We start from the raw sequence: 23,885 nt of genomic DNA on the forward strand, positions 1-23,885 counted from the left end.
TTCTTTTGTACTGTTTTTTTCTTGAAATCAATTAATTTCCTTAATTCCATATTACGGGGTAAATAGCCTTATGAAATACCCAACAATTTACAATACAAAGCACACAAAAAGCTTGAGTAGATTCTCAAGCTCCAAGCTTTTAACTTAATCATATAAACTTCCATCAGAATCGGATATGAATGGTTTCTCTGATGAAGTGGTTGACGAAGAAAATTTCATCAAGCATTTTCACTTTCACTCTGTGATATGATGATCTTTATTGTCTTTTCTTGTAATCCGAAATGTTCACACAGCTCATATATACTCATTTTTTGCTCATATAATTCTATAATCTTTTGAGCAACCAGCGATTTTCTTTGCCTTCTATCTATATTGTTACTTTCTAAAATTCGATAAACTTCGGTTTTACTTATGCCTAATTCCTTGCCAATAGTTGGCGCACCTAATTTTTCCATTACATACATTTGAATAACCTTTTTCTCCAATACTGGTCTTTCTAACTTCTCATTGCTATGCATATATATCACCTTTATTATATGCATTTAAAAGCTTCTTTCTTTTATCTACTCTATATAATGTACACCCATCACTATACAATATATCATATAGCATTTGAAGCTTATCTTTCCCGCGAACATACACTCTAAATAGCCATGTCTCATTAGGTTTCTCTAGATTCAATTTAGGATCCAGATCATACTCTTGGAGAATATCATAGAATGATAAAGCAAAAGATTCACTTGCAGTTACAAAGCCTGCTTCTCTCTTTGAAAAGTGTCCATCACCATCAAAAAGCCCTCTTAATAGTGAAGGTCTAAATTCTTTAGGTACTTGTGGCATTTCCAATGTTTTAGACTTATTAGGGTGTAGCATAAAAGTTTCTGATAATGAGTTGACCATTTTTTGACTTCTTACTATTAACACAGGTATTTTACTATTTGTATGTTCATAAATAATTTCTTCAGTTGCTCCCATATTAATTGCGATTTTCTGTAACAATTCATGATCTTTTTGAACAATGGAGAATCCAAGATAATCTTGGTGAATATTCCCATCTGTTTGTATAAGAGCAAGTACGTACATACTATCTGGAGTAAATAATGAAAAATACTCTTCATCTATAGGATGCTTTCTAGGCTGGGGTCTTATTTCAACCCCATTCTCCCTTAATATACGCAGTACGGAATCGCCTGAAATACCCCCAAATTCCTTGCCTAACTCAACAGCGGTTACTTTTTGCGAGGAATTATACATATCAATCATTTTTTTAACTTTCAAATCCGAGAGATTTATTCGAGGATTTCTATCTGGTGTAATATTGTTTCTCTTTAAAGCTCTATATACTCCGCTCTTATCTTTATATTTAGAATGCTTAACAATCTCTTCCATTGGCTTCCCCAGTAAATACCAAGAAATAATGTCACTTTCATTTAATACTTTGTCCATATTTTTAACCATTCTCCATCAATCTTATTTAATATTAAATATTGACCAATTATTAAAATATATACTGTACTCATTTTATCTATCTACATAAACCTTGATAGACCAATGTTTTTGTACGTCTAAACTTACAATAAATAATTAGGATGAGGTGCTGGAGAAAAAGATAACAGAGTCACTGGATGTTTAGGACATTTCTTCTTAGACATCTATCGTGACGACCAAACTTACTCTAATACACGACGTTCAGTGCAGTCAGTGTTTAATAGATTAATTGTAAGAGTTCGTTATCTATTCAGTTGTTAAAGCTAAACATTATAAATAACTAATAACCAAAAAAAGATGACTCCTGCTGTAACCAACAAAAGTCATCTTTTTCATCTTTACTTATTGCTGCCACTTAGAAATAATTATCATAGCCCCTACTTCTTTAAGTACTACTCGATTGTTTTCATCATATTTCAACTCTCCATCTGCTTTAAAGATGAAAAAGTCCTCTTCCTGCATTTCTTCATTATTGATATCGAAGTTGTCATATCGGACTTTTAAAATCGCCTTAGCCTCAGCTAGAGACATTGCATCAATCACTGCAAATTGCTCATCCTTCTCCTTAGTTCTTCTTACAACAAGGTACTGTTCCATTTGATTCATTTTGTTTCCTCTCCTTTTACTGACTTTTTATATAAAAAAACACCGATAAGAATGCTAACGATTGTTTTATCGCCACACATCTCACCGATGATTTTTTTCATTTACATGGACCCAAAAGGTCTTTATTAATATTTTGTTTGAAATAAAAGTAAATAACAATAATTGCTATACTATTATTATAACTTGTATATTGCAGTATTTTAACAACTCTACGTGTCTATTATAAAAGGGGGAGCTTGCCATAAATGGATATTCTTAAAATAGTTTATAACTCTAAATCGTTCATTCATGACCACGAAACGACCTGTTGCGGATATTAGGTATAAATCTTACATCAAAACACCTATAATAGCTTTAAATTAGTAAATTAAAAGTGATGTGAAGGTATGAAAATAAAAGGCACGACAAAAAGAGCAGGAAAAAGACCAAACTTTTGGGGGAGATATGAGAAAAAGATCCCTGAGAGCGTAAAGGATCTAATCTATCATCATTACTACAGCTTTGAGACATTGTATGTTTATTGTGACTGTTCCATGCAAATAGAAAAAAATTTAATGTCTATTGCCTGTTCGTATGTACATAATGGATCTGTAATAGTCGAAAGTAACGTTATTTATCCCCCAAAAGATTGCAAAGGAAAAAATATTTATGGGGAATTACAGGCAATTATATCGAGTCTTTGTAACTTCGAAACGCATCTGAACAGTTTCATTAAGAATATCGTAATCTATTCAGATGTTAATAATATAACCGAGATATTAACTTATAAATTAAACTTCAATAAGGTCTTTTCATTATCGAATACTCAAGCAGAATTAATCCATTTATTCGAAAATAAGCAAATACAAAATCCTAATCTAGAAATATCAATAAAATACTTACCAAAAGTTCTAAGGGCTAATAACCCTTTCGCTAAAAGCGCTCATAATGCAGCGAGAAAAGTATTACAGAAATAGACGTAGATTTCTTTTAAAAGAAGTAACGAAAATTTTTAAATGTTAATTTAATAATCTTCTCTGTAGATGAATGAATGAATGAATGAATAAAAAACAAACCGTTTTTTACATATAATATTAATAGAAAGGTGAGGGATCTTTTAATATGGGTACATTTTACGTATTTGGTATTGTAGAAAAATTCGAAGCAAAGTCAACACAACCTCTCGAACAAGTTGATTGGATAAGGTACTTAAATGTAAGGCTTGATTTGGAACAATATCTTACAAATTTTGATGACAAAACTGCAAAGGGAGAATTAAAAAAAGAAGTCTTTGAAAAAAACATTGAGGATTTTTATAACAAACTCGTCGAGATAACTAGCGATGATAATATTGCCATCTACTTCGAAAGTTTCGGAACAGACATCGAAAAGTATCAAAGCAGAGATGTAATAATGACTTTTGAGTATAGTGATACACATATTACCCTATCGGCTGATATTGCCATATTATTTATCGAAGGAAAGGTACTTGTTGAGGAGTTTAGTTTTGAACCAAAATTAGTTAATTGGCTGTTCCGGCACGCCAACATATCGAATCCACTTATAGGTTGTGTAATGAGCGATGTACGTTCATAGTAAAAGATAAATGGAAAATTAGAAATTTATTATAAGAGGTGTTTAGAAATGGATTATTTTAAGCTGTTACGTAACGAAAATGTAGCAGATCTTGATAAATATTTAAAAACACATGATGTGAATGAAGATATATATGACCAAAGTTTATTATATTGGGCAGTTTATGAAAATAGTTATGCTTTTACACAAAGGCTAATACAACATGGAGTCAATGTTAATAAAAAAGATAAACTAAATAGAACAGTACTTCACATTGCCTGTTATTTCGGATTTTATAATATTGCTAAACTTCTATTACAAAATGGTGCAATAAGGGATACCACCTGTTTTGAAAGGGCATTGAGCGGCTGGGATGGTCATTATCAATCAGAAATAATTGATTTGCTTAGGAAATATGCTCCTTAACAATTAACTTCTATAGTTACCGATATGAAAATATACTAAAAATGTAGCGGGTAAAACATTTACTACTTTTATAGGAGAGAAAGGTGGACCATTATGAGTAGAACTAACGATAACAAGGAGTTTTGCCCACACTGTGGTGTTAATCTTAAAGTTCCTATACCTGAAGAATTACAACATCATTATAACGGAGCAACTCACGGCTCAAGAAAAATTGGCATTTCTAGCATGGAGTTTGATAGGGTGATCAAATGGCAATGTCCAGATTGCAAAGGGGAATGGGAGCGGGAATGAAAAGATACGTTGTTATAGGTTATGATAATAGAGGACATTATGTAATTGGTAAGGTCTTTGAGGATATAGATACAGCAAAAGAATATTATCGGTATTTAGATCATGAATTAACAGGAAAATTAATTGGAGAAGAACTCCGAAGTTTAGATTATATAGAATTATACGAAATGGATTATGTACCCAGCAAACCTTAATTAGCAAATGAGAATGACGGATCTTACTTGCTGATTTTCATAGTTGAACGGCTTCAGCTAATACATTTTGTCTAATACTCCAATGAATATCATTTTCTGTGACGACATCAACGCTTACACCAAGCAAATCCTCAAGTTCATGTTTAAATCGAATCAGATCAAATAAACTTCTTTCTGCATTAATTTCGACAAGTAGGTCAAGATCACTATTCGGTTTATCTTCAAGCCTCGCAACGGATCCAAATACTCGTATATTTTCAATTCCGTGCTTGTATCCAATTTTTAATATTATATTACGCTTTTCTTTAAGAACATTACACAACATGGTATAGCCCTCACATTCACTAAGCTTCTTCTTCTAACTATACAAAAGTTAAAGAGGTCATTAATCATCTGTTGCCCGATTATCAACTAACTTTTGCAGGAATTCTTCCCACTTGTCGTCCTCTAGGTAGAATAAGTCCAAATAAGAAGATTCTGCTTCATCACCTAATGATCCTTTCTCTTTCATCATTCTTTGACCATATCCTTCGTTTTGTGAGGAATACATATGCTGCAGATTAGAGATTAATTGGTTAAATCTCACATCAGGCTGCTGCTCCCAAATCCTTTGTAAAAGTGACATAATTCTATTTATTCGTTCCTTCTCCCGCATATTCTCACCTCTATTTTCTTTGGTATTTATTATCTCAATTGTACCATCATAATGCTCCTTAACCCACCCAGCCTCTGTGTTATATACAATAGCGGTCTTATGGACTTTAGCATCAATTCTTGCGCGTTCACCTGTCATCTTCGCCCACTTATCAACCCATTCGAACTTCCTCTTATTTTCTGTCATAAAATAACTCTATCCCTTCCTACTTTGAAACTATATTACGTTATTTCTTAAAGCAACTGTAACACATTTTCAATACGTCTTCTCTTATTTGAATACAAGCTTCTGGAAATTATACAAAAAGAATAATACTATAATGATAAAAAATGGAGGTGAAAGTATGTTATCGAAACAGGAAATCCTTGAGGAACTGTCAAAAAACTTGAACACATGGAAATTAAAATATGGAGTCAAGCGAATTGGTGTATTCGGTTCATATGTACATGAAGAACAAAAAGAAAATAGCGACATTGATTTGTTAGTTGAATTCAACGATTCGCACCTATCTTTTGATAATTATATAGAATTAAAGCTTGAACTTGAAGACCATTTTCAAAAGTCGATTGATTTGGTTATAGTAGATGATATTAAACCTGCTTTAAAACCAAGTATTTTAGGAAGTGCAAAATTTGTAACTAGTAATTAGGTTTAAGAGTAAACGTTAAATCATAAATAAAGGGTCCAAAAACATTGTTATAACAATAAAAAGCGAGAGACACCAATCCATATTTGAATTATGTCCCCAGTTAATCTGTTATTTATAGTTTTCTCCCTGTCAGCCGAACCAGTTAAGCTTGAGCTATTACTTTTTATTATTGACCATTTTCGTTAATTTTCGCATCGCTAGGATTAGATAACCGAATAGAGCCACTAATTCACTTAAAAACAGGATGATTAAAACCACTTTTGTAAGTGAATCATTATATGTGTTTGGAGGATAAGGCAATAATGTTACTGGATAAGCGATACCTACAATACCACTGTATATGAGGACAGCTAAACCACTCCAGACCCCATTAGGATTTCCATATTCGGTTAAAATCTTATCCTGTTCCATTTTATGAAGCTTTAAGACTGCTAGTTCCGTTTCGAGCTGTTCCTTTATTTTTACTTGTTCGCGATAATAATGATTCACTTGAGGTACTGTTTTATGTAGATTTGATAAAGATGAAATATCTGGAAGAAAAGGGTGATTCGAGTTCTTACTAGGCAATGATTCATAAATAAAATCATATGCTACTTCATACCAATCTAGTTTTTCAGGTTTGGAAACTTCAGTGGTTAATCTTTTTTTAAACTTATAAAAATCACTTAGAACTGAACCGAATTGCCTTACAAGGTCTTTTACCTCATTAAAAATAGATTTATATTCTCTAATATAAGGCTCCAGCTGTTCCAAACTTAATTCTGTAAATCGATCTTCTTTATGTATTTCTTCCAATGATTCTTTACCTATTGATAGTTCCTCAACATTATCTCTTATAAAATCAAATGCAGCTTCACCTATAATATATTCCTTCACTTGGGATAGCGTATCTTCTTTTGAAGTGATTTCATTATTTATTTCTCTTAGTTTTCTATTGATTCCATTTTGTTCACTGGAAAGTGTAATGACCCTACTAACTAGAAATCCTCCGATGATGGCAATTAATGCAGCTGTAGAAGTCACAATTGTTGAGATTAAAATTTCTAAATTCATATGGTCCTCCTTTCGATTACTTATTACGAAATCGAACTATTGTTAGACATTAAACCTTGCTTCTTTCCGCTTTCCCAAAATTATGTTTATATAAATTGTGTTGTACTTCACCATATTTTTCAATACCCTTTGTGTTAAAGAACATGACGGCTTTTCATCCAGTTATAAGTCGTTTATATATAATTATTATTTTATAATCAAAGCCATTTTGTTTCTTGTTTTTTAATCACAGTTTTTAGAAATCACGCCCATTTACTTTTATTTTTTTGGGCGTTCTTTTTAAGGAACCATCTTTTGCCTTCATATTATGTATTAGGTGAAATTTTTTGTCATGACAGTATATTTGGCGATTAGATTGATAAACCTGTAAGGAGTTATAATATATAACATTTTGAACATCTTTCATTGGAACAAAGGAATTTTCCAGCTCCAAATAATCCTTATGATAGGTTCGTTCATACATGATTAAAATATGCTTTTGTGAAATAGGTAGTGCGATTTCAATTCCTTTAGAATTGTATCCTTCGTATGACATTATTGGATGACGTTTATGAGCAACTTTAATTACAGGATTATCAGATGTATAAAATGGCATTGTGGTTTGGTTTACCCCTACTATCCAACAATGATTAGCCAAAGACTGCGCTAACATGAATGGAAAATCCCCTAATATAAACTGAGCATGTTCAACACTAGGAAATTCATGCTCTCTTTCTACGGTCATACTCCCATACTCATAGTCTTTATCGTGCATTTTTGCGAGTCTATCAACCATTGCTTGTAATGCCCCGTTTTGGGTTTCAATTAGGCTTTCACGGAATTCTTTAGATCTAACAATTTGATATGCAATAAGTAGTGATAGAGGATGACGTTCTTCTAAAGTTAGTGCTTCTGAAAATAACGGATTAGGATTTAATGTATACCGACTTCTAATATTTTCTAATAAGCTCTTATAAGGACCTTCAATTTCCGTAGAGAAAAAATCCTCAATTCCTTGTTCAATCGTTTTATAGCCATCTTGTTTTGTATCGAAACCCAATTTTGATAGCTCTTCTTCAAGTTTTTTCTTCTCATCTTCGGATATAACCTCAAATATCTCGTCAAAGGGAATATCATAAAAATACCTTTGCGATGCAATATTAGTAATATTACTAGAAAAAACAGCATCCGTTTCTTTATCGTAAACCCATAACTGACCTTTTTCATTTGAAAAGTACTTCAAGTACGACCTAGGTACATAGTGTTGATTTTTAACTTTTCCCATTAGTTGTCCCCCTTCCCGAACTGCCTATCTATTACTTCTCTCATAATATATTTTTCCGATTCATTATGTATAAATAATTATCTCATAAAGTTAGGTACAACGTTTGATATTTATGTTTTATTATAAATCAGGAACACATCCAAGAGTTTTTGTATGCTAAATATACCAGAGTTAATCCAGTTGTGATTCGGTATGGTATTTATGTTGATATTTAATATTTTCTCCGCATTATGTCTTCTTTAACTCTAGTACCCGATTTTACTGTATGCTCAGCCGGAAATTATTTCTAGTTGTTCTTTTTTATATCGAGATATGATAACGGTAGCTGGATAGAAGTGAGACCCACGTGGGACTTGTTTCCGTCAACTAAACAATTCACCCCTTCAGGTGATCAGATATAAACATTCGAAACACATTCTTCCGAACAAAATAAAGAGAGCAGCTACAACTGCAATTGACTCTTCGATTTTTTTACCAATTATTATAATAACGTTTAGATTAAAAAATGATTTCCCTACTTCTGCCAAAAGTCAGCCATAAATTCAATCGTTAATTTTTGTATTCAAAAACATAATAACTTCTAATACAAGAAAAGTAGCATTAAATGTCTTGTATAATAAGCTTCCAAATTCTATTAAGTATAAATCCCATTGCTTACTTCTATCCTTAAATCTTATTAATTGTAAATCAGAAATATATGTGTACGAATGATGGCCAATACTATTCCTGATTGAGTTATCTAATATAAAGGGAATATCAAAAATTTCATCAAAAGCATTTTCATCCTCAAAGAACTTTACTTTATTTCCTTTATTTTGTACCTTTTTATCATAGTCCTGAATATTTTTAATCTTTTTAAATTTACTTTGTGTTTCTTCATTAAATTTATTTCTATCCCCTCTATTAATAATGTTTTGCAATCCCATAAAAATTGGCAATACAGAGGACAAGATTTCAAATGCCTCAACATAATAATTTTTCAGCATTTCAAAGTTGGTTGTCAATACACCTTTTTTCTCTTTTATATCATCTATATTATGAGTTCCATATATCTCGGATAAAATAACTGGCCAAATAAGACGATAATATTCATTAAAGTTACCTAATAAATGAATAATGTCCTCATCTGAATTTAGTATTAATTCCTGTAAATCTTTTTTTAATTCTCTTACCTCTGTCGGGTAAAGTTTATTTGCTTTCTCTAACATACTTCTTAGAGTAATAATATCTTGTATTTGTCCACTTTCTGTCAGGAAAATTATAAATGGATTATATAACACTTCCATTATTTTCTTAGGGTAATCTATATTTAATACTGCTCCCATCACTACTGGCTCAACAAATTTATGTCTTAATAGTTGCCTATTCAAATAAACATAACTTTTATTTTTGTAGAGTTCCCATAACCTTAAAGTTACTGTAAATTGTTCCTCAAACTCTTCAGTTATATATTTTACAAAACTAGTTTTACTTTGTTTTATGTCAAAACTTGATTCATCCATCATAAATGGTGAAAACAACATTGTAGGATCTGAAATGTCAAATTTCTTTATTTTATCAGTAAAAAATTCTGTTGCTAATTGTAGCAAATGACTTTCAGTACCTTCACTTTCTGTAATATTAGCATTATTACATTTAAACTCTTTAATAAATCCATTTTCTATGTTTTCATTCCAGATTAAATGACCTTGAATGGTAATTTTACATTCAGGGCAGCTAAATGCAAATGGATTTTCAAGTTCATAACCTCCGTATACTTTTAGACGTACAACATTTCCACATACCTTACATTTCAGATTCAAATTATAGTTCATTTACTTTTGCATTTCCTTTCCATTAAGCACTGTTAATCAAGCATGGTTGCATCAGTTATGAGATAGTTGATTAAAAGCCGTGAATTAAAACCTTGGCATCGCTTCAACCGCATCTGCTAAATCAGTATATGAATCTTTTAAATACCTGCTGGTGGTAGCAATATTACTATGCCCAGCTAACCTTCTTACTTTCTCAATATCATTGTTAGTTGCTTTAAGCATCCATTTGCAAAACGTATGACGAAACATTAATAATAAAGTTCATAATAAATATAGTAATAGAATACATAGTATAATTAATTAGCAATAAAATACTCATTAGAAATTTTCTTTTAAAACCTTTACGTACCAAGGCTTTGCAGACACTATTATAATGAGGGGTCACCAATACTTTTCTCATCTAATATAAAATGATTCCTTGATAAAATACTATTTCTCTTTATAAATAAAAATATTCCCTTATAAGATAATTATTTCAAGGATAATATAAACCATATTTTGCAATGGAAATTTAAAGCTTCTTAACAGTTTATTGCACATATTAGGGTACTATTTACTTGTCAACAACTCTAATTGAAATTCCTAAACTAGAAAGGAAGATAATCCTATGAAATTAAGAGAACTTATTCCGAATGAAAATAAATTAATCGGACTACTCAAATTTTCAGATAAAAAATATTTAGAAGATTTATCGAGTGGGTTGCTTTATATGAATCAGTTTAAATTTTTCAAAGAACAAGAAGAAAAAGAAGGAAATCGAGGGCAAGGAGATAAGAACGAGTTAGCACTAATTTTAAATGATGTTGATTGGAAGTTAACGCCAATTGGTAGTGATGAAGTTGTTTTACAGGGGAAAGCTTCTGAATCAGTATTAAGAAGTGATGATGACCTTCAAAATCACCTGTATTGTGCAACAGCAATCACACCTGATGTCTTAGAAGTAATGAGCCTCAATAAAAAAACAGGGATTGCAAAAGTAAAACTCGTATTACCAGATGAAATGGTAGAAAAGGCAGAAAATGAGTTTGGTGACCACGTAGCACTAATTAATGTTGGAAAATTTTTCGAACGAGTAGATGAAGCTGCAAATAAAAAAGGAGTTTATATAGCATCGAACATTGTAAGATATGAAGATCAATCCATTAACCGTACAGAACGAATTAACGCTTTTAATAAAGGAAGTTTAGATCTTTACTTTGAAAAAGACATCTTCTTTAAATATCAGAATGAATATCGTTTAGTTGCCTTTGGAGGAGAACCATCTGGTCCTCTTCAACTTGAACTTGGAGATATTAGCGAGGATGTCTCGATTATTGAAACGAAACAATTACTAGAGAATGAATTGATTTTCACAGTTATCTTAGAAGAGTTGGAGGAGTAGAGAACCATTGGTACTTAAACGAACTGGTGCTTTAATTTAATAATCGTTTCAATGTAGTAAAAAAGGTTGGGGTCCAAATATAATGCCCCAACCTTTTCCATGCTAAATTTATTGTTATAATTACCGATATATTTAGATGAAATAAAATTTCACTTTATTCCTCTAACCAATTATAAAAAAGAATATCATTTTCTGGTTTTTTAGACACATATCTCTGTTTTTGAATACTTTTATCTTCTGACTGCCGACTCTTATTTGTAAGCAAACTTTGTTTTGCTAAATACAATACCCGATCTGAATCATTATCGTATGCTTCCTTCTCATAGTTATAAATTTGTTCAACTTTAAATCTAAACAGATACCAACTTCGATTCACTTTAGAAATTTTATTGTACAAATCATAATCCATAGCTTTTAAGTCATCGTCGAGCAAAATAATCCTATCCAAATATGCGTAATTAATAAAATATGATAAGTAAGGATTACTTTCTTGTAATATTGTAATTGCATGATCAGAATCAAATTTATCATTAGGAGATACAATACATTCTTTTTTAACCTGACTAAAAATACCTTTAATTTTCTTTTCAATACGAGGTATAACATAATAGTTTTTTAGGACATTTGGAAATTCCTCGTTTTTCATTAAACTTTCAAATGAATATGCTTTATTATCAAAGAAGTCGATTAAAGCATCCCTGTATATTCGAATTCCATCGATTTCAAGCTCTTTGTACAGCGCATCCTTAGTTGCATGGATTTTTTTCAAAACATCTTCACCATATATATCTATACTACAGCCATATTCCATAGCAATAGATTTCAAATCTAACAAAGTTGATAAACGAGTTGAATCAAATATATCCATGATTTGATCCTTGGATACCAGATCCTTAGATATACGAATATGGATGATTTTATTATTCTCTTCCTTTAAACTCATACGTTGTTTTCTTTGGCCTTTGTTTTTTCCAGCATAAACATTAATTTTTTCTTTAATGTCTTTTGTTTTATTATCAAGATACAATTTACTGTTACCAAGCCGCACTTCAAAAAATCCATCTTCAATTAATATAACAAGATTTTTCAGCATATCTTTATAACTAATAAATAGCGGTAATTTCACATTTCTTTGGTTTGTACGATTATTATATAAATGCTCAAGTGCAATTGAATGTTCTGTTCCCGGCATTTTAGCACTAAGAATATAATATAGAAAAATTAATTGACGTTTGTGCAATCCCAAAAAGTTTTCATTAGTGAAGAATTTATATAAATTGATATAATGGTAGTCTTTTCTAGATTCCTCTGAATTCACATTAAAAGTACTATAATAATAATCTTCCTCACTGTAAATCCATTTTTCTTTTTCTAAATTGTATAAAGCATCTTTAACTACTTTCTTAGACATTATTCCAGCATTTTCAATTTCACTAATTGTGATATTAATTCTACCATCTATGTCAGTTTTCGACGCTAATAATGGTAGTAGTCTCAATGAAACGGTAGGTAACTTACATAAATTATCTATTTGCATTAACATTTTTCTATTTATTTTTGTCATTTTTCAAATCCCCATTTCAATTTTAAAAACTAAAAAACCCCAAAACTACTGGTCTATATAAGACCTAGTAGTTTTGGGGTTTTCCCTTTTTTAATATTTAGTTAATACTAGACTATTGTATAATTAAAATTCAATAGCAAGCAGAATTCTAATTTATAATCTCATCGTCAGTCAGATTATAAAATTCAAGTCCTCTGGTAAGCAATACGTGAATTAGGACACTTATCTTTAGAGATTTTCTCTTACTGATGCTCTTAATTAGATCATAAATATCTTCTGAAAAGAAAATAGTTTTCTTCGTTTCTATTTTCTCTTGACTTCCAGATAAATAATCCTTATACAATATATAATCTGAATCGCATGATGGACTGCTCTGCTTATTGTTTATCTCATTTCTTTTAACAAAAGGCTTATCAATTGCTAATAGTTTAATGGTTTTGGTTATATCTCTATTTAAAGATATTTCTTTATTTGGACCAATATACTTCCATACTTTAGTATCAGCATCAAACTCAATAGCTGCGTTATTTAATTTTGTTTTTAGTAACTTTGCAGAAATACCTAGCTCAGATGCCAATTCTAATATTGGCTTTCCATTATTTAATTCTTCTATTACTCTGATTATTTTCATACAAGATTCCTCCTAAATGTTTTAAACATTATAATCGGAATCAAATCATATTCGAATAGGGATTTGTAAAAATATTTTTCTAAACTTATACTGATAAATTTCATAATCAGCAATGATATATACCAGATACTAACTCGTATCAAAATTGATATTACTTTTGGGACACCTATACACGTTAAGTTAACTAATTCCTGTTACAAGTATGGTATTTCAATTAGTTTCATACCTATAATTGGGTACGTTTTAAACATACCCAATTATAGGTATGCACGACGGCATAACCCTAAAGCCTATAAACCCTTGATACAAATGGATTTTTTCAGTCTATAAATTCAACTCCGACGTGACTATTATATAACTGCAGGTCCTAATCTGACCTAATTTCCTAATGCCCATGATCTATTCAAATTTAGGTCTTTCATTGTTTCTAATATAGCAAGTAAACGCGTCATATAGTGGCCCCACGTATATTACTTTGCGACAAGACTATAAACAAACATTTCATTTATTAGAATAATACTACGCGTTCGGTCGTTGCTCTAAATGATTGGATTACCACAGGATTCCATAGTTAATCGTCTGAATACAGAACTGTAGGTTAATGGACTACTTTCTGTTGCTAGCATAATATGAGTATTACTTATGTAAATATTAACATTAAGCATTTTAATACAAACAAAACCCCTGAAATGTTAAATCAACATTTCAGGGGTTTTTCGCTTTTATTTAGTTTGCAAATTAAACCAATATAATGAACTGATTTGGAACCAACTGGGGCCAAAAAATAATAGCACGGGGGAAGGAATAAAAAGATAGAAAAAAACACTACTTGAATAGTTTGCTAATTGAATAAAGGGAAAAATATATAAAGTGTATTAAAAAATCCAATACAGAATAACTAATTTTAATTAGGCCATTAAAAACACTTTCCCTTTATGTTTTTTATTCTCAACCTCTTCAATAGCATCTTTAATATCAAACAAAGGATACTTAGAACCAATTATATTTAAACGCAATTTATTCTGATTAACCAAATTAATTAAATGAATAAAAGTTTCTTGCCATTTTTCTACTGAAACATTGTTATTCCAATTCCGTAAATGGAATATATTCGCATTCACCTTTGCTTTATTTACAATAGCCGCCCAATTTACTTGTATCCCGGATAAAAGACCGATGGTAATAAAGTTACCATTAGGACGGACACTGAAAGCCAAATCGTTTCCAGACGATCCTCCAACAGAATCAATAGCAGCATCTGCACCCTTTCCATTTGTTAATTCCATTACTGTTTTGTGGAGTGGAGATTTAGAAGTATCTATCACATAAGATGCACCGAGATGAAGTAAATCTTCTGTATATTTATTATTTCTCGTCACTGCAATTAATCGAAAACCTAAAATCTTCGATAATTGAGCAAAAATATGCCCAATAGCAGATCCGCACGCATTAACCAATAAAACATCATCTGGTTTTAATTTTAATACTTCTGTACAAACCACCCACGCTGTAATTGGATTTATATACATTTGTGCTGCCGTAAAATCATCAATAGTATCAGGTATGCAAATTACATATTCTGCAGATGTTTTAACAAATTCTTGCCATGTACCTTCCCCACGGAGAGGTAACACACGTTTACCAATAAGACTTTTAGAAACTAAAGGGCCTACCTCTTCTACAATACCTACTCCCTCATAACCCGGAATATTTGGTAAAGAAATGCGGTGAGCATAAGATCCTCTAATTGGTATTAAGTCAGAGGGATTTATTGGGCGAGTTAACATACGAACAAGAACTTCATTATCTTTTGGTGGTTCAATGGTTTTATACTCAACTCTTAGAACATCTCTAGGACTTCCGAATTCATAGAATTTAATAATTTTTGCATCCAAAACTGTTAGTCTCCTTCAACAAAGTAATTTTATTATATCACTTTCAGCTAACGACCATCACCTTTACTTATTCAATGGCCCTAAAATTTAAAATGGGCGCTTACCCTTGCTCTACGGTTAAGCACCCAATTTAAAATATATAAATCTTACTCATGATAAGCAACCCTTCAACAATCTGCCTTTACGCTTCACCCATTCTACTAAGTAGAAGAATATATCCTATTGTGATAAGTGCAATACATTAAGTATTTTTTAAAGCCATTTAACAATACCATATTTTCCTTTTACCAAAAATAAAGCTCCTAATGATGGAATTTAAACAACATTAGGTGGATTTTCAAAGCTCTAGGCTATTGGTGTACCATTTTTAACTAGTTCATCTGGCTTCAAAAGTACCACATCACCTTCTTCTGGGACTCCTCCAATTACTAATACCTCCGATTTAAAACCTGCGATACGTCTTGGAGGAAAGTTTACTACTGCAACCACCTGACTTCCAATAAGTTGCTCTGGTTCATATCTCCGGGTAATTTGAGCTGAAGAATGTTTAATGCCGACTTCACCAAAATCAATTTCTAATTTTATTGCAGGTTTTCGTGCTTCTGGAAATGGTTCTGCTTTAATGACAGTACCAATTCTAATATCTAACCTCATAAAATCTTCCATTGTAGCCATGATTAATTCCTCCTATATAATAATTTCTAAATTCATTTCATACTAACTTACACGTTAATTAACTGCCTAAAACTTTTACTATAAAAGATTCAGTATTTATTTGATATTTCTACTAGTCTCAGAACTAACCCTCCTATTTCCTTTTAGAAACTTTTTAATAAAATAAATTTCTATATTTCCTGAAAGGAATAATCCAACTATCACCAAAAAAGTTGCTGTAATATCAAATACATTAATTGGTTCGTTTAAAAAAATGTTGGCTAATATATATCCAAAAACTGGTGTCATGAATAACCAATTGTTTGCTTTTACCGTATCTTGCTTCAATAAATAGAACCAAAGTATCATTGTCCCTATCGAAATAACAAACACTAACCATATTAGTGATCCATATAAATAAAAGTCTAAATTCAAAAAGTAAACATTCTTCTCCAGAATATAGGTTACAGGAATTAATAGGATTCCACCAATTAACACTTGCCAAGTATTAATAACGATGCTTGGTAACTTTAAATTCACTTTTTTGAAATAAACGCTCCCGGTTGCCATTGATGTCATTCCAATTCCTAAAATAACGAATCCATGTAAATTATTGTCACCGCCTGTAATTGTTGGCCATGTTGCTATTACCAATCCCATAGCAGCAATAATCATGCCCATCAATTCCCGAAAATAAATACTTCTCTTCAACCAGATAAATGACAGAAAGGCGACTATAAAAGGGTTTGTCGTGACAAATAAATTAAATATTCCGGCGGAAACATAATTTAATGCCCAAAAGGTTGCGCCTAGATAAATGGTTGTATTTAGTAATCCTAATATGATAAGTGACCGCCATTCTTTTAACTTTGGCCAAGGGTATTTATTCTGAAGTATATAAACGTAAAGAAATAGTAGTCCCCCAGCTATCAAAAAGCGAGTTGTAGCCAATACCAAAGGGGTAGTGGAGTTTAACCCAAATTTGGTAGCTATAGCCGCTGATGACCATAAAAATGTAAAAAACAAACCTAATAGTGTTTTCATTAATTTACTCCTAATAATAAATTAAAAAACACAACTGTGACTTGGACAAATCACAGTTATTAGGAAACACGTTCTCAATTACATTATATATTTATTATTTCAGATTTTTTTACCTATAATCGGGTTCTTTTTAACCAAATAACATTACGTTATTAGTTTTATTGTTTATTATTCGAACGACTTTTGAAAGCTCGCATAATAAAATAATCTAAACCGCCCCAAAGAAAAACAATACTGAAAGTCATCATCAATATGGCTCCCAATGTCATCAAATCATCCCCTTTACAAGTTTGATTTGATTTTATTGGAAATTAAAAATGATAGTTTTACCGGTAGGTGGGACTTACTTATCTTAAACGCTGTTTTCGGAATTGACTGGGTGTAATACCCTCGTGTTTTAAGAATAACCGAGTCAATGATGATTGATATTCTAAACCCACTTGGATAGCTATATGTAATAAAGACAAATTTGTATGAAGCAGCAAATCTTTTGCTTTATTCATACGAACTTCTTGTATATATGCAAATGGGGTTTTTCCAGTTTCTTTTTGAAACCACTCTGAATAATAAGAACGATTATAGTGTTCAAGCGATGCGAGCATTTCAATTGTTAATTTTTCACCATAATTTTCATGTATGTACTTAATGGATGTGGGCTGATATTCTTGAAGTAAATAATATGAAATGTACGGATAAAGCTCCTTTAGTGCTGTTGAATTTATTGGTTTTTGATTTATTTCGTTCTGGATTAAATACCTTATACCTTTCCATTGATCGTTAAACTCACAGGAAATAACCTTATTCTGAAATTCTCTTTTACTTAACATGAAATCGGGGATATCTAAAACCAAAAACTCATTTCGCTTAATTGAATGAAAGGTATGAGTATGTCTTGGAGGTATAAAAAGTACCATTTCATCATTTAACCGGAATTCATTTTCCCCCACCCGAATGGAAAGTCTTCCGTGCTGAGGTAAGATTAACTGGGCATAATAATGGGAATGAGTATCTTGATTTTGACCGTAAGTTCTTCTTTCTGCAAAAATGCTATTGATTAATTCCACCCTTTATCACTCCCTGTGTACATTCTAAAGGATAATCTGATTCAGGAACTAAAAACAGAATATCCCCCATCGGGTTTGTTTAAGTTTATCTAATAATACTATACAATTACTTTGTTAAAATTCCAAAAATCGTAGTTACATCAAAAATAGCAGAAGAATTCCAATTCAATCCTCTGCTATTTTTACTGTAATTTTGATGTTTAGTATTTATTAACTCTCACACCTTTTGGTTCAATAATATCTGAAATTAGAGTATAAACATTAGGTGGATATTCTGCAATGCGATGAACTAAATATAAGTACCATTCCGTACCATATGTAACATATACTTTGGATCGAACATCATCTTCCTTCAAAGTTTTTAACAAGTCTGGTCGAACGCCATCCAACATTTCCACTTCAACATTCTGACTTTGTAAATATCCCTGTGTCTTTAGTTCCATCAATAAGTTTTCATCATGAGTAGCAATGGAAAGTGGATGGTCACTTTCTACACACATTGAAACAAATTCAATGTACCGTTTATTTAATTCTTCGGATCTTGGTATAAATATACCTTCAGGTTCTTGATAAGCTCCCTTTACTAAACGGATTCTACCCGGCATCTGTAATAACTCATTAAGGTCCGTTAATGACCGATTTAGGTGGACTTGTAATGTTATTCCCACATTAGCATATATTTTTGAAACATCTCTATATATAGATAATATCTTATCCGTTTTTTGAGACTCCTCCATGCTAATCATTAATTGAATATCATTTTCTTGTGCTACTTTTGCTAATTCTTCCAGTTGGCTATAGGCTAATAAATCGGAAATCATCATGCCTATATGAGAAAGGTCAAAAGATACGGTTCCCTTGATTTTATTAGCCCCAAGATCCTTAATTAATTCCTCAAACTCTTTTTTTGCAAGCCTGCATTCATCCTCAGATGTAGTATTTTCACCTATGAATTCTAATGAAATTTGATACCCTTTGTTATACAAATAAATAGCCCGTACCATTCCTTCAGAGCGTGTTGTTCCAGCCACGAACAGGTTGGCACCTTTCATTAAAAGTGTAAAAAGTTCTTTTGAGTTCTGAAGATAAGCTTTTATTTCTTGGTTTCTTGCAATTGATTTTAATGCGTTGTAAAATCGTATTTCTTCAGTAAGCATAAAAAATCACATCCCCTTTCTAAGTAAAAATTACCATGTTAAAATGGTCTAAAGTAGAACCAATTATATGAATGTTTTATAGTACCAATTTTTACAAGGAGATTAAAAAGATGACATGGCTAACGGTTGATAGATCTCAAAAAGCACCATTAATACGACAAATCTATAAACAATTGAGAACAAAAATACTAAATGGTGAGCTTTCAGCAGGGTATCGTCTCCCTTCCACCCGGCAATTAGCAGAAGAACTGGAAGTTTCTCGTAACGTTGTTTTGGAAGCCTATGATCAATTACTAGCAGAAGGTTTTTTAGAAGGGCGTCTTGGGGCAGGCACATTTGTAGCTGAAGGAGCTTATTTAAAGAAGACTGAATCGAATACTTCTTATATGTTAGAAGGTAGCTTTTCAAAGGACAATAACACCATTATTGATTTTCGTTCCGGAATTCCAGCATTAGACCTATTCCCAAGAAAACAGTGGGGGCAACTAGCTAAACGTGTAAGTATTGAAACGGACCATTCTCTATTTGGCTATGATTCTCCAGAAGGTCGCATAGAATTAAGAACCGTATTATCAGACTATTTACTTAGAACAAGAGGTGTTGAATGCCATCCCGAACAATTAGTCATTACAACTGGAGCTACTCAAGCATTGACGTTAATTGCTAAATTGCTTATTTCAGCAAATGACAAAGTAATTATTGAGGATCCAATTACACATGAAATCCAAACGATTTTTCAATCTTATGGGGCTACCCTTCTTCCTATCCGAGTTGATAAAAATGGAATGGTTATAAGCCAAATACCTTACGGAATAAAACCAGCGTTTATCTTTGTTACACCATCTCATCAATTTCCCATTGGAGGAACTTTACCGATCCAAAGGAGGATTCAACTGATCGAATATGCTAGAAAAGTGGACAGCTATATCGTTGAAGATGATTATGATAGTGAATTTCGATACGAAGGGCCTTCTATCAGTTCATTGCAGGGGCTAGACCCTAATCGTACAATATACATTGGTACGTTCAGTAAAATACTCTCACCCGCATTACGGTTAGGATACTTAATACTTCCTCCGGAACTAGTTGAGCGTGGCCGTACACTAAAATATTTTAGTGACTTACATACACCATCTTTGGAACAACTTACACTTGCCCTGTTTATTAAAGAAGGTCACTTGGAAAAACATATATTCCGTATGAAGAAAATTTATCGAAAAAGAAGAGATTTTCTAAAAGAGCAGCTTTTTAACGAATTTGGGGATACTGTTAAGATACATGGTGATTCAACTGGACTACATCTAGTTGCAGAACTTGATGGGGTTCATTTTACGGATAATCTCCTATCAAAATTACATGATCATGGCATAAAAGTGTACCCTGTGGAACTGCATACGATTAACGAAGGTTTTTATTCAAATTATATTATTTTAGGCTTTGGAAATTTAGATGAAGTTAAAATAGCAGAAGGAGTAACAAAATTTAATAGAATCTTGCTAAAATAACAGAAATCAACTCAGTAGCTTTGAGTTGTTTTCTGTTTTGTTATTCCGTTTCCTAACTAAAGCTACCCGTTCGCTTAATAAGATTTTTTCTTTTTTTCCAGCTTATCACTTAATTGTTCAAAGTTTCCTACTGCATCAGGTAATGATAATTGCTTTGCTAATGTAATTCCTTTCTGTATAGAATTCCTAGCTTTTCAAATAAATTTGCCTTTATTTGAGCATCTGCAAGTGTATACCAATAGAACCACGCATCCATTTTTGATATTTTATCGTTATAAAATTTTTCAATTACAGGATAGTAACTAGAGTATAGTTCTTCATCTAGAACTAATTTTCCTCCATTCCATTTTAAAACATCTACAAAATATGTATCTGCAATGTATCTTTGCCAAACAGCTATACCAACTTTCTTATTACTTAATAGCTCCATCATATGATACGGAACTTCTGCTATCATCTTTAAAGAATTATTATTCCATTTAAAAATTTCTAGTTTATTTCCTGCTGAAGCACCAATTGTGACACCAAAGAGATACTCTTTAATACCATCACCAGTAATATCAGCAACACCTGAATAATCTAATCCTACCCCCTGTGTTTGGGTCTCCCAAGTCTTTTCCCATCTTTCATTTTCTTTTCTTAATACTATTACGCCATATTGTGAAGGATTTGGTTGTTTTTTTGCCTTTATTTCAAAAGTAATAATAATCTCTTCTAGTCCATCTTGGTTAAAGTCATAAAACAGATATGGTTTAGTCGATTTAGGTTCTTCAGGACTTACCAGTATTGAGTTTGGTGGTACAAACAAATTGATAATTTTCATTAGGTCTTTATTTAATTTTTCTTCAGCGTGAGTAAAAATGGGTGAAAGATTTAACAATATTGATACCCATATGGTAATTAATAAAATTTTTCTCATCAACAATCCCCTTTATTTAGCTAATATTAGAGATTATTGTTCCCTGATGTCCCCCTCAATATCAGTAACCTTTAGCAACTAGATTGCTATATAGCGAAATGGTACAATCCTTATTCAAGATAAGCACCCGTTGAATTTCAACGATATGTTTTTATGTGCTTATAGCTAATTAATTTACCCCTAGTATCTACAACAATTTCATCTTCCCCATAACTCATATGAGCGCGATAATAGGGATAAACTTTTAGCGTTATCTCGTATACACCGCCAACTCCATTAAGTTGCTTAATTTTGAGTATTTCTGTATCATACGAAGCCCAAGTAAGACCTTCTGGTGCATTCTTATCCTCTTTATAAATTTCAGCAATTGCTTTATCTACTGGTTGTCTAAGAGTATTTATAAGTGCATATTTAAGCGTTTCACAAAGTTCTGTATCAGCTTCATTTATTGTTTTTGCATTTACCGTTGTATTAGAGATTACCAATAGCATTCCAAACATTAGTATAGCTACAATTTTTTTCATCACTTTCACCTCATTTTAGTTTCCTAAGAACCAAATGATTTATTCAATCATAGCCAACTTTTTAAATGATATAAAAATATTACTTTACTTATTCCCTTTTATAAGTTCTGAAAGCCGTTTAAGTCCTTTTTCAAGTTCCTCTAAAGATGCATAGGAATACGACAAGCGAAGATGTTCTTGATTGTTTTTATCGTAGACACTTCCGGGATTTAGTAGAATTCCTTCCTGCAAAGCTGCTTCAAATAATTTCCGTGTGGAAATGTCCGTTTGTAATTGAAGCCATATATAAAATCCCCCACTCGGAATATTCCATGTGGCAATATCAGAGAAATATGTATTTAAAATATTAATCATAAAGTCTCTTCTACATTTTAATTCTACTCGTACTTGATTTAAATAATCCTCATACAATCCACTTTTTATCCACTTATTTACAACATATTGTGATATAGAACTTGACCCGTAATCTGTTTGCATTTTTATATCGGCAAGTCGATTAATTACAGGTTCAGGTCCAACAATCCATCCGATTCGAAGTCCCGGACTTAATGACTTTGAGACACTTCCAATGTAAAGTACATTTCCTTGTTTATCATTTGCTTTTATTGGTTTTGGTGGCGGATCATCAAACCATAATTCACCATATACATCATCCTCAATAATAGGAAGTGCTTCTTTTTTACAAATCTCTAAGACCTGTTTTCTCCTTCTCTCAGACATTAACGTGCCTGTAGGATTATTGAACGATGGAATTGTGTAAAGTAACGCTGCATGGTGCTGTCGTTTTATACGACCAATGGATTCATGTTTAATCCCCTCTTTATCTAAAGGAATTCCTAATAAATTCATGCCAGCTGATTGAAAGACATGAACTGAATTTAGGTATGAAGGTGATTCATGAAGGATAACCGAACCACGTTTTAATAAACCAATTGAAATCAATTGCAGTGCTTGAAGACCCCCAGAAACGATTAATATGGATGCAGGAGATGCCTCAATGCCTTTCCTTTTTAAATAATGGCTAATTGTTTTCCTCAAATCTAGGTTTCCTTTTGGCTCTTCATAACCTAGAGATAGCGTATCCTCCATATCAATCTGTAAAAACTTCTTCATTTGCTCATTAGGTAGTAAATCAGGTGAAAGTTCTCCTGTACCCAATCGGATAATATTAGGATCTGCTTCTGCTTCGTTAATTTTTTGAATGATATTGATATTAGGCTCATGAATACCAGAACGAACATAACTAATCCAATCAGGAGGTGGCGTTGAAGCAAGCAGACTCCAAGTGTTATTTACCACTCTTGTACCACTTCCCACTTTTGATTCAATCAACCCATCTGCGGCCAATTCTTCAAGTGCAGTGACAATTGTACTTCGATTGACTTCAAATTGTTTAGCTAAAGTTCTTTGTGAAGGTATTTTGGTGCCGACTGTCCATTCCCCATTTAATATTTTCTTTTTCATATAATTGGAGATTTGTAGATGTAAAGGTAATGATACAGATTTATACGGTTTCCATTCTATTTTAGACATTTTCCAACCCCGTCCTTTTA

27 protein-coding genes and 1 pseudogene are annotated in these 23,885 nt (G+C 31.9%); 8 read left to right on the forward strand and 20 right to left on the reverse strand.

All coding sequences use genetic code 11. From position 1 onward, the window contains the following. Positions 1-218 precede the first annotated feature (218 nt). The 3 genes from RGU12_RS08055 to RGU12_RS08065 form a co-directional block, all read right to left on the reverse strand. Complete coding sequence (locus RGU12_RS08055) at positions 219-518, reverse strand: hypothetical protein (RefSeq protein WP_309535619.1); 300 nt, start codon at positions 516-518, stop codon at positions 219-221. Continuing rightward, complete coding sequence (locus RGU12_RS08060; RefSeq protein WP_309535620.1) at positions 511-1,446, reverse strand: LAGLIDADG family homing endonuclease; 936 nt, start codon at positions 1,444-1,446, stop codon at positions 511-513. Before RGU12_RS08060 ends, RGU12_RS08055 begins: the two co-directional genes overlap by 8 nt. 384 nt (positions 1,447-1,830) lie before the next feature. Beyond that, positions 1,831-2,094 carry a hypothetical protein gene (locus RGU12_RS08065; protein ID WP_309535621.1) on the reverse strand — a complete coding sequence of 88 codons (264 nt, stop codon included), beginning with the start codon at positions 2,092-2,094 and terminating at the stop codon, positions 1,831-1,833. Between the two features lie 386 nt (positions 2,095-2,480). Between RGU12_RS08065 and RGU12_RS08070 the strand changes: the two genes are divergently transcribed. From RGU12_RS08070 to RGU12_RS08090, 5 genes are all read left to right on the forward strand, one after another. After that, complete coding sequence (locus tag RGU12_RS08070) at positions 2,481-3,050, forward strand: hypothetical protein (RefSeq protein WP_309535622.1); 570 nt, start codon at positions 2,481-2,483, stop codon at positions 3,048-3,050. Positions 3,051-3,195: 145 nt separating this feature from the next. Further along, a complete protein-coding gene (locus RGU12_RS08075) occupies positions 3,196-3,669 on the forward strand; it encodes a hypothetical protein (protein ID WP_309535623.1) in 474 nt (157 codons plus the stop codon). Positions 3,670-3,717: 48 nt separating this feature from the next. Continuing rightward, complete coding sequence (locus tag RGU12_RS08080) at positions 3,718-4,074, forward strand: ankyrin repeat domain-containing protein (RefSeq protein WP_309535624.1); 357 nt, start codon at positions 3,718-3,720, stop codon at positions 4,072-4,074. A 93-nt stretch (positions 4,075-4,167) separates the two neighbouring features. Beyond that, entirely contained in the window at positions 4,168-4,365 is a 198-nt protein-coding gene (locus RGU12_RS08085; protein ID WP_309535625.1) for a hypothetical protein, read from the forward strand. Next, positions 4,329-4,559, forward strand: a complete 231-nt coding sequence (locus tag RGU12_RS08090) for a hypothetical protein (protein WP_309535626.1) — start codon at positions 4,329-4,331, stop codon at positions 4,557-4,559. Before RGU12_RS08085 ends, RGU12_RS08090 begins: the two co-directional genes overlap by 37 nt. A 37-nt stretch (positions 4,560-4,596) precedes the next feature. Here RGU12_RS08090 and RGU12_RS08095 read toward each other — a convergent pair whose 3' ends face one another. Both RGU12_RS08095 and RGU12_RS08100 read right to left on the reverse strand, forming a co-directional pair. Beyond that, positions 4,597-4,884, reverse strand: coding sequence for a nucleotidyltransferase family protein (locus RGU12_RS08095; RefSeq protein ID WP_309535627.1), 288 nt, complete (start codon positions 4,882-4,884; stop codon positions 4,597-4,599). A gap of 60 nt (positions 4,885-4,944) precedes the next feature. Beyond that, the gene (locus tag RGU12_RS08100; RefSeq protein WP_309535628.1) at positions 4,945-5,400 is read right to left on the reverse strand and encodes a hypothetical protein; all 456 of its coding nucleotides are present in this window, start codon (positions 5,398-5,400) and stop codon (positions 4,945-4,947) included. Positions 5,401-5,557: 157 nt separating this feature from the next. Between RGU12_RS08100 and RGU12_RS08105 the strand changes: the two genes are divergently transcribed. After that, positions 5,558-5,863, forward strand: coding sequence for a nucleotidyltransferase family protein (locus RGU12_RS08105; RefSeq protein ID WP_309535629.1), 306 nt, complete (start codon positions 5,558-5,560; stop codon positions 5,861-5,863). A 156-nt stretch (positions 5,864-6,019) separates the two neighbouring features. Here RGU12_RS08105 and RGU12_RS08110 read toward each other — a convergent pair whose 3' ends face one another. From RGU12_RS08110 to RGU12_RS08125, 4 genes and pseudogenes are all read right to left on the reverse strand, one after another. Then, the gene (locus RGU12_RS08110; protein WP_309535630.1) at positions 6,020-6,916 is read right to left on the reverse strand and encodes a hypothetical protein; all 897 of its coding nucleotides are present in this window, start codon (positions 6,914-6,916) and stop codon (positions 6,020-6,022) included. 235 nt (positions 6,917-7,151) lie between these two features. After that, complete coding sequence (locus tag RGU12_RS08115) at positions 7,152-8,180, reverse strand: DUF4238 domain-containing protein (RefSeq protein ID WP_309535631.1); 1,029 nt, start codon at positions 8,178-8,180, stop codon at positions 7,152-7,154. Between the two features lie 542 nt (positions 8,181-8,722). Further along, positions 8,723-9,994, reverse strand: a complete 1,272-nt coding sequence (locus RGU12_RS08120) for a hypothetical protein (RefSeq protein WP_309535632.1) — start codon at positions 9,992-9,994, stop codon at positions 8,723-8,725. Positions 9,995-10,078: 84 nt separating this feature from the next. Then, a pseudogene (locus RGU12_RS08125) lies at positions 10,079-10,243 on the reverse strand (tyrosine-type recombinase/integrase); the annotation flags it as partial. Between the two features lie 358 nt (positions 10,244-10,601). Between RGU12_RS08125 and RGU12_RS08130 the strand changes: the two are divergent. Continuing rightward, a complete protein-coding gene (locus RGU12_RS08130; RefSeq protein WP_309535633.1) occupies positions 10,602-11,375 on the forward strand; it encodes a hypothetical protein in 774 nt (257 codons plus the stop codon). Positions 11,376-11,529: 154 nt separating this feature from the next. On the opposite strand, the gene RGU12_RS08135 is transcribed toward RGU12_RS08130, so the two are convergent. The 8 genes from RGU12_RS08135 to RGU12_RS08165 all read right to left on the reverse strand — a co-directional run bounded on the left by RGU12_RS08135 (position 11,530) and on the right by RGU12_RS08165 (position 19,384). Continuing rightward, positions 11,530-12,939, reverse strand: a complete 1,410-nt coding sequence (locus RGU12_RS08135; protein ID WP_309535634.1) for a hypothetical protein — start codon at positions 12,937-12,939, stop codon at positions 11,530-11,532. A 148-nt stretch (positions 12,940-13,087) separates the two neighbouring features. Continuing rightward, the gene (locus RGU12_RS08140; RefSeq protein ID WP_309535635.1) at positions 13,088-13,570 is read right to left on the reverse strand and encodes a hypothetical protein; all 483 of its coding nucleotides are present in this window, start codon (positions 13,568-13,570) and stop codon (positions 13,088-13,090) included. A 908-nt stretch (positions 13,571-14,478) separates the two neighbouring features. Further along, entirely contained in the window at positions 14,479-15,465 is a 987-nt protein-coding gene (locus RGU12_RS08145) for a zinc-dependent alcohol dehydrogenase family protein (RefSeq protein ID WP_309535636.1), read from the reverse strand. Positions 15,466-15,810: 345 nt separating this feature from the next. Beyond that, on the reverse strand, positions 15,811-16,140 hold the full coding sequence (csaA, locus tag RGU12_RS08150) for a chaperone CsaA (RefSeq protein WP_309535637.1): 330 nt from the start codon (positions 16,138-16,140) through the stop codon (positions 15,811-15,813). Positions 16,141-16,236: 96 nt separating this feature from the next. Next, positions 16,237-17,163, reverse strand: a complete 927-nt coding sequence (locus tag RGU12_RS08155; RefSeq protein WP_309535638.1) for a DMT family transporter — start codon at positions 17,161-17,163, stop codon at positions 16,237-16,239. 158 nt (positions 17,164-17,321) lie between these two features. After that, positions 17,322-17,432: a MetS family NSS transporter small subunit gene (locus RGU12_RS23760; protein WP_396232313.1), complete on the reverse strand. Its 111-nt coding sequence runs from the start codon at positions 17,430-17,432 to the stop codon at positions 17,322-17,324. Positions 17,433-17,510: 78 nt separating this feature from the next. Beyond that, positions 17,511-18,227, reverse strand: a complete 717-nt coding sequence (locus RGU12_RS08160) for a helix-turn-helix transcriptional regulator (protein ID WP_309535639.1) — start codon at positions 18,225-18,227, stop codon at positions 17,511-17,513. Positions 18,228-18,427: 200 nt separating this feature from the next. Next, on the reverse strand, positions 18,428-19,384 hold the full coding sequence (locus RGU12_RS08165) for a proline dehydrogenase family protein (RefSeq protein WP_309535640.1): 957 nt from the start codon (positions 19,382-19,384) through the stop codon (positions 18,428-18,430). A gap of 110 nt (positions 19,385-19,494) precedes the next feature. Between RGU12_RS08165 and pdxR (RGU12_RS08170) the strand changes: the two genes are divergently transcribed. Next, a complete protein-coding gene (gene pdxR / locus RGU12_RS08170) occupies positions 19,495-20,889 on the forward strand; it encodes a MocR-like pyridoxine biosynthesis transcription factor PdxR (protein WP_309535641.1) in 1,395 nt (464 codons plus the stop codon). 157 nt (positions 20,890-21,046) lie between these two features. Here pdxR (RGU12_RS08170) and RGU12_RS08175 read toward each other — a convergent pair whose 3' ends face one another. The 3 genes from RGU12_RS08175 to pdxR (RGU12_RS08185) form a co-directional block, all read right to left on the reverse strand. Next, a complete protein-coding gene (locus RGU12_RS08175; protein ID WP_309535642.1) occupies positions 21,047-21,808 on the reverse strand; it encodes a hypothetical protein in 762 nt (253 codons plus the stop codon). Positions 21,809-21,945: 137 nt separating this feature from the next. Further along, on the reverse strand, positions 21,946-22,332 hold the full coding sequence (locus tag RGU12_RS08180) for a DUF3888 domain-containing protein (protein ID WP_309535643.1): 387 nt from the start codon (positions 22,330-22,332) through the stop codon (positions 21,946-21,948). Positions 22,333-22,416: 84 nt separating this feature from the next. After that, positions 22,417-23,865, reverse strand: a complete 1,449-nt coding sequence (gene pdxR / locus RGU12_RS08185; protein WP_309535644.1) for a MocR-like pyridoxine biosynthesis transcription factor PdxR — start codon at positions 23,863-23,865, stop codon at positions 22,417-22,419. Positions 23,866-23,885 lie beyond the last annotated feature (20 nt).

Source organism: Ferdinandcohnia sp. QZ13, from assembly GCF_031324165.1.
Lineage (GTDB): Bacteria > Bacillota > Bacilli > Bacillales > Bacillaceae_L > Ferdinandcohnia.

Bases quoted from the DNA above. Each gene is read 5' to 3' on its own strand.
- RGU12_RS08055 (WP_309535619.1), bottom strand. From the start codon at position 518: ATGCATAGCAATGAGAAGTTAGAAAGACCAGTATTGGAGAAAAAGGTT.
- RGU12_RS08060 (WP_309535620.1), bottom strand. From the start codon at position 1,446: ATGGACAAAGTATTAAATGAAAGTGACATTATTTCTTGGTATTTACTG.
- RGU12_RS08065 (WP_309535621.1), bottom strand. From the start codon at position 2,094: ATGAATCAAATGGAACAGTACCTTGTTGTAAGAAGAACTAAGGAGAAG.
- RGU12_RS08070 (WP_309535622.1), top strand. From the start codon at position 2,481: ATGAAAATAAAAGGCACGACAAAAAGAGCAGGAAAAAGACCAAACTTT.
- RGU12_RS08075 (WP_309535623.1), top strand. From the start codon at position 3,196: ATGGGTACATTTTACGTATTTGGTATTGTAGAAAAATTCGAAGCAAAG.
- RGU12_RS08080 (WP_309535624.1), top strand. From the start codon at position 3,718: ATGGATTATTTTAAGCTGTTACGTAACGAAAATGTAGCAGATCTTGAT.
- RGU12_RS08085 (WP_309535625.1), top strand. From the start codon at position 4,168: ATGAGTAGAACTAACGATAACAAGGAGTTTTGCCCACACTGTGGTGTT.
- RGU12_RS08090 (WP_309535626.1), top strand. From the start codon at position 4,329: ATGTCCAGATTGCAAAGGGGAATGGGAGCGGGAATGAAAAGATACGTT.
- RGU12_RS08095 (WP_309535627.1), bottom strand. From the start codon at position 4,884: ATGTTGTGTAATGTTCTTAAAGAAAAGCGTAATATAATATTAAAAATT.
- RGU12_RS08100 (WP_309535628.1), bottom strand. From the start codon at position 5,400: ATGACAGAAAATAAGAGGAAGTTCGAATGGGTTGATAAGTGGGCGAAG.
- RGU12_RS08105 (WP_309535629.1), top strand. From the start codon at position 5,558: ATGTTATCGAAACAGGAAATCCTTGAGGAACTGTCAAAAAACTTGAAC.
- RGU12_RS08110 (WP_309535630.1), bottom strand. From the start codon at position 6,916: ATGAATTTAGAAATTTTAATCTCAACAATTGTGACTTCTACAGCTGCA.
- RGU12_RS08115 (WP_309535631.1), bottom strand. From the start codon at position 8,180: ATGGGAAAAGTTAAAAATCAACACTATGTACCTAGGTCGTACTTGAAG.
- RGU12_RS08120 (WP_309535632.1), bottom strand. From the start codon at position 9,994: ATGAACTATAATTTGAATCTGAAATGTAAGGTATGTGGAAATGTTGTA.
- RGU12_RS08130 (WP_309535633.1), top strand. From the start codon at position 10,602: ATGAAATTAAGAGAACTTATTCCGAATGAAAATAAATTAATCGGACTA.
- RGU12_RS08135 (WP_309535634.1), bottom strand. From the start codon at position 12,939: ATGACAAAAATAAATAGAAAAATGTTAATGCAAATAGATAATTTATGT.
- RGU12_RS08140 (WP_309535635.1), bottom strand. From the start codon at position 13,570: ATGAAAATAATCAGAGTAATAGAAGAATTAAATAATGGAAAGCCAATA.
- csaA (WP_309535637.1), bottom strand. From the start codon at position 16,140: ATGGCTACAATGGAAGATTTTATGAGGTTAGATATTAGAATTGGTACT.
- RGU12_RS08155 (WP_309535638.1), bottom strand. From the start codon at position 17,163: ATGAAAACACTATTAGGTTTGTTTTTTACATTTTTATGGTCATCAGCG.
- RGU12_RS23760 (WP_396232313.1), bottom strand. From the start codon at position 17,432: ATGACATTGGGAGCCATATTGATGATGACTTTCAGTATTGTTTTTCTT.
- RGU12_RS08165 (WP_309535640.1), bottom strand. From the start codon at position 19,384: ATGCTTACTGAAGAAATACGATTTTACAACGCATTAAAATCAATTGCA.
- pdxR (WP_309535641.1), top strand. From the start codon at position 19,495: ATGACATGGCTAACGGTTGATAGATCTCAAAAAGCACCATTAATACGA.
- RGU12_RS08175 (WP_309535642.1), bottom strand. From the start codon at position 21,808: ATGAGAAAAATTTTATTAATTACCATATGGGTATCAATATTGTTAAAT.
- RGU12_RS08180 (WP_309535643.1), bottom strand. From the start codon at position 22,332: ATGAAAAAAATTGTAGCTATACTAATGTTTGGAATGCTATTGGTAATC.
- pdxR (WP_309535644.1), bottom strand. From the start codon at position 23,865: ATGTCTAAAATAGAATGGAAACCGTATAAATCTGTATCATTACCTTTA.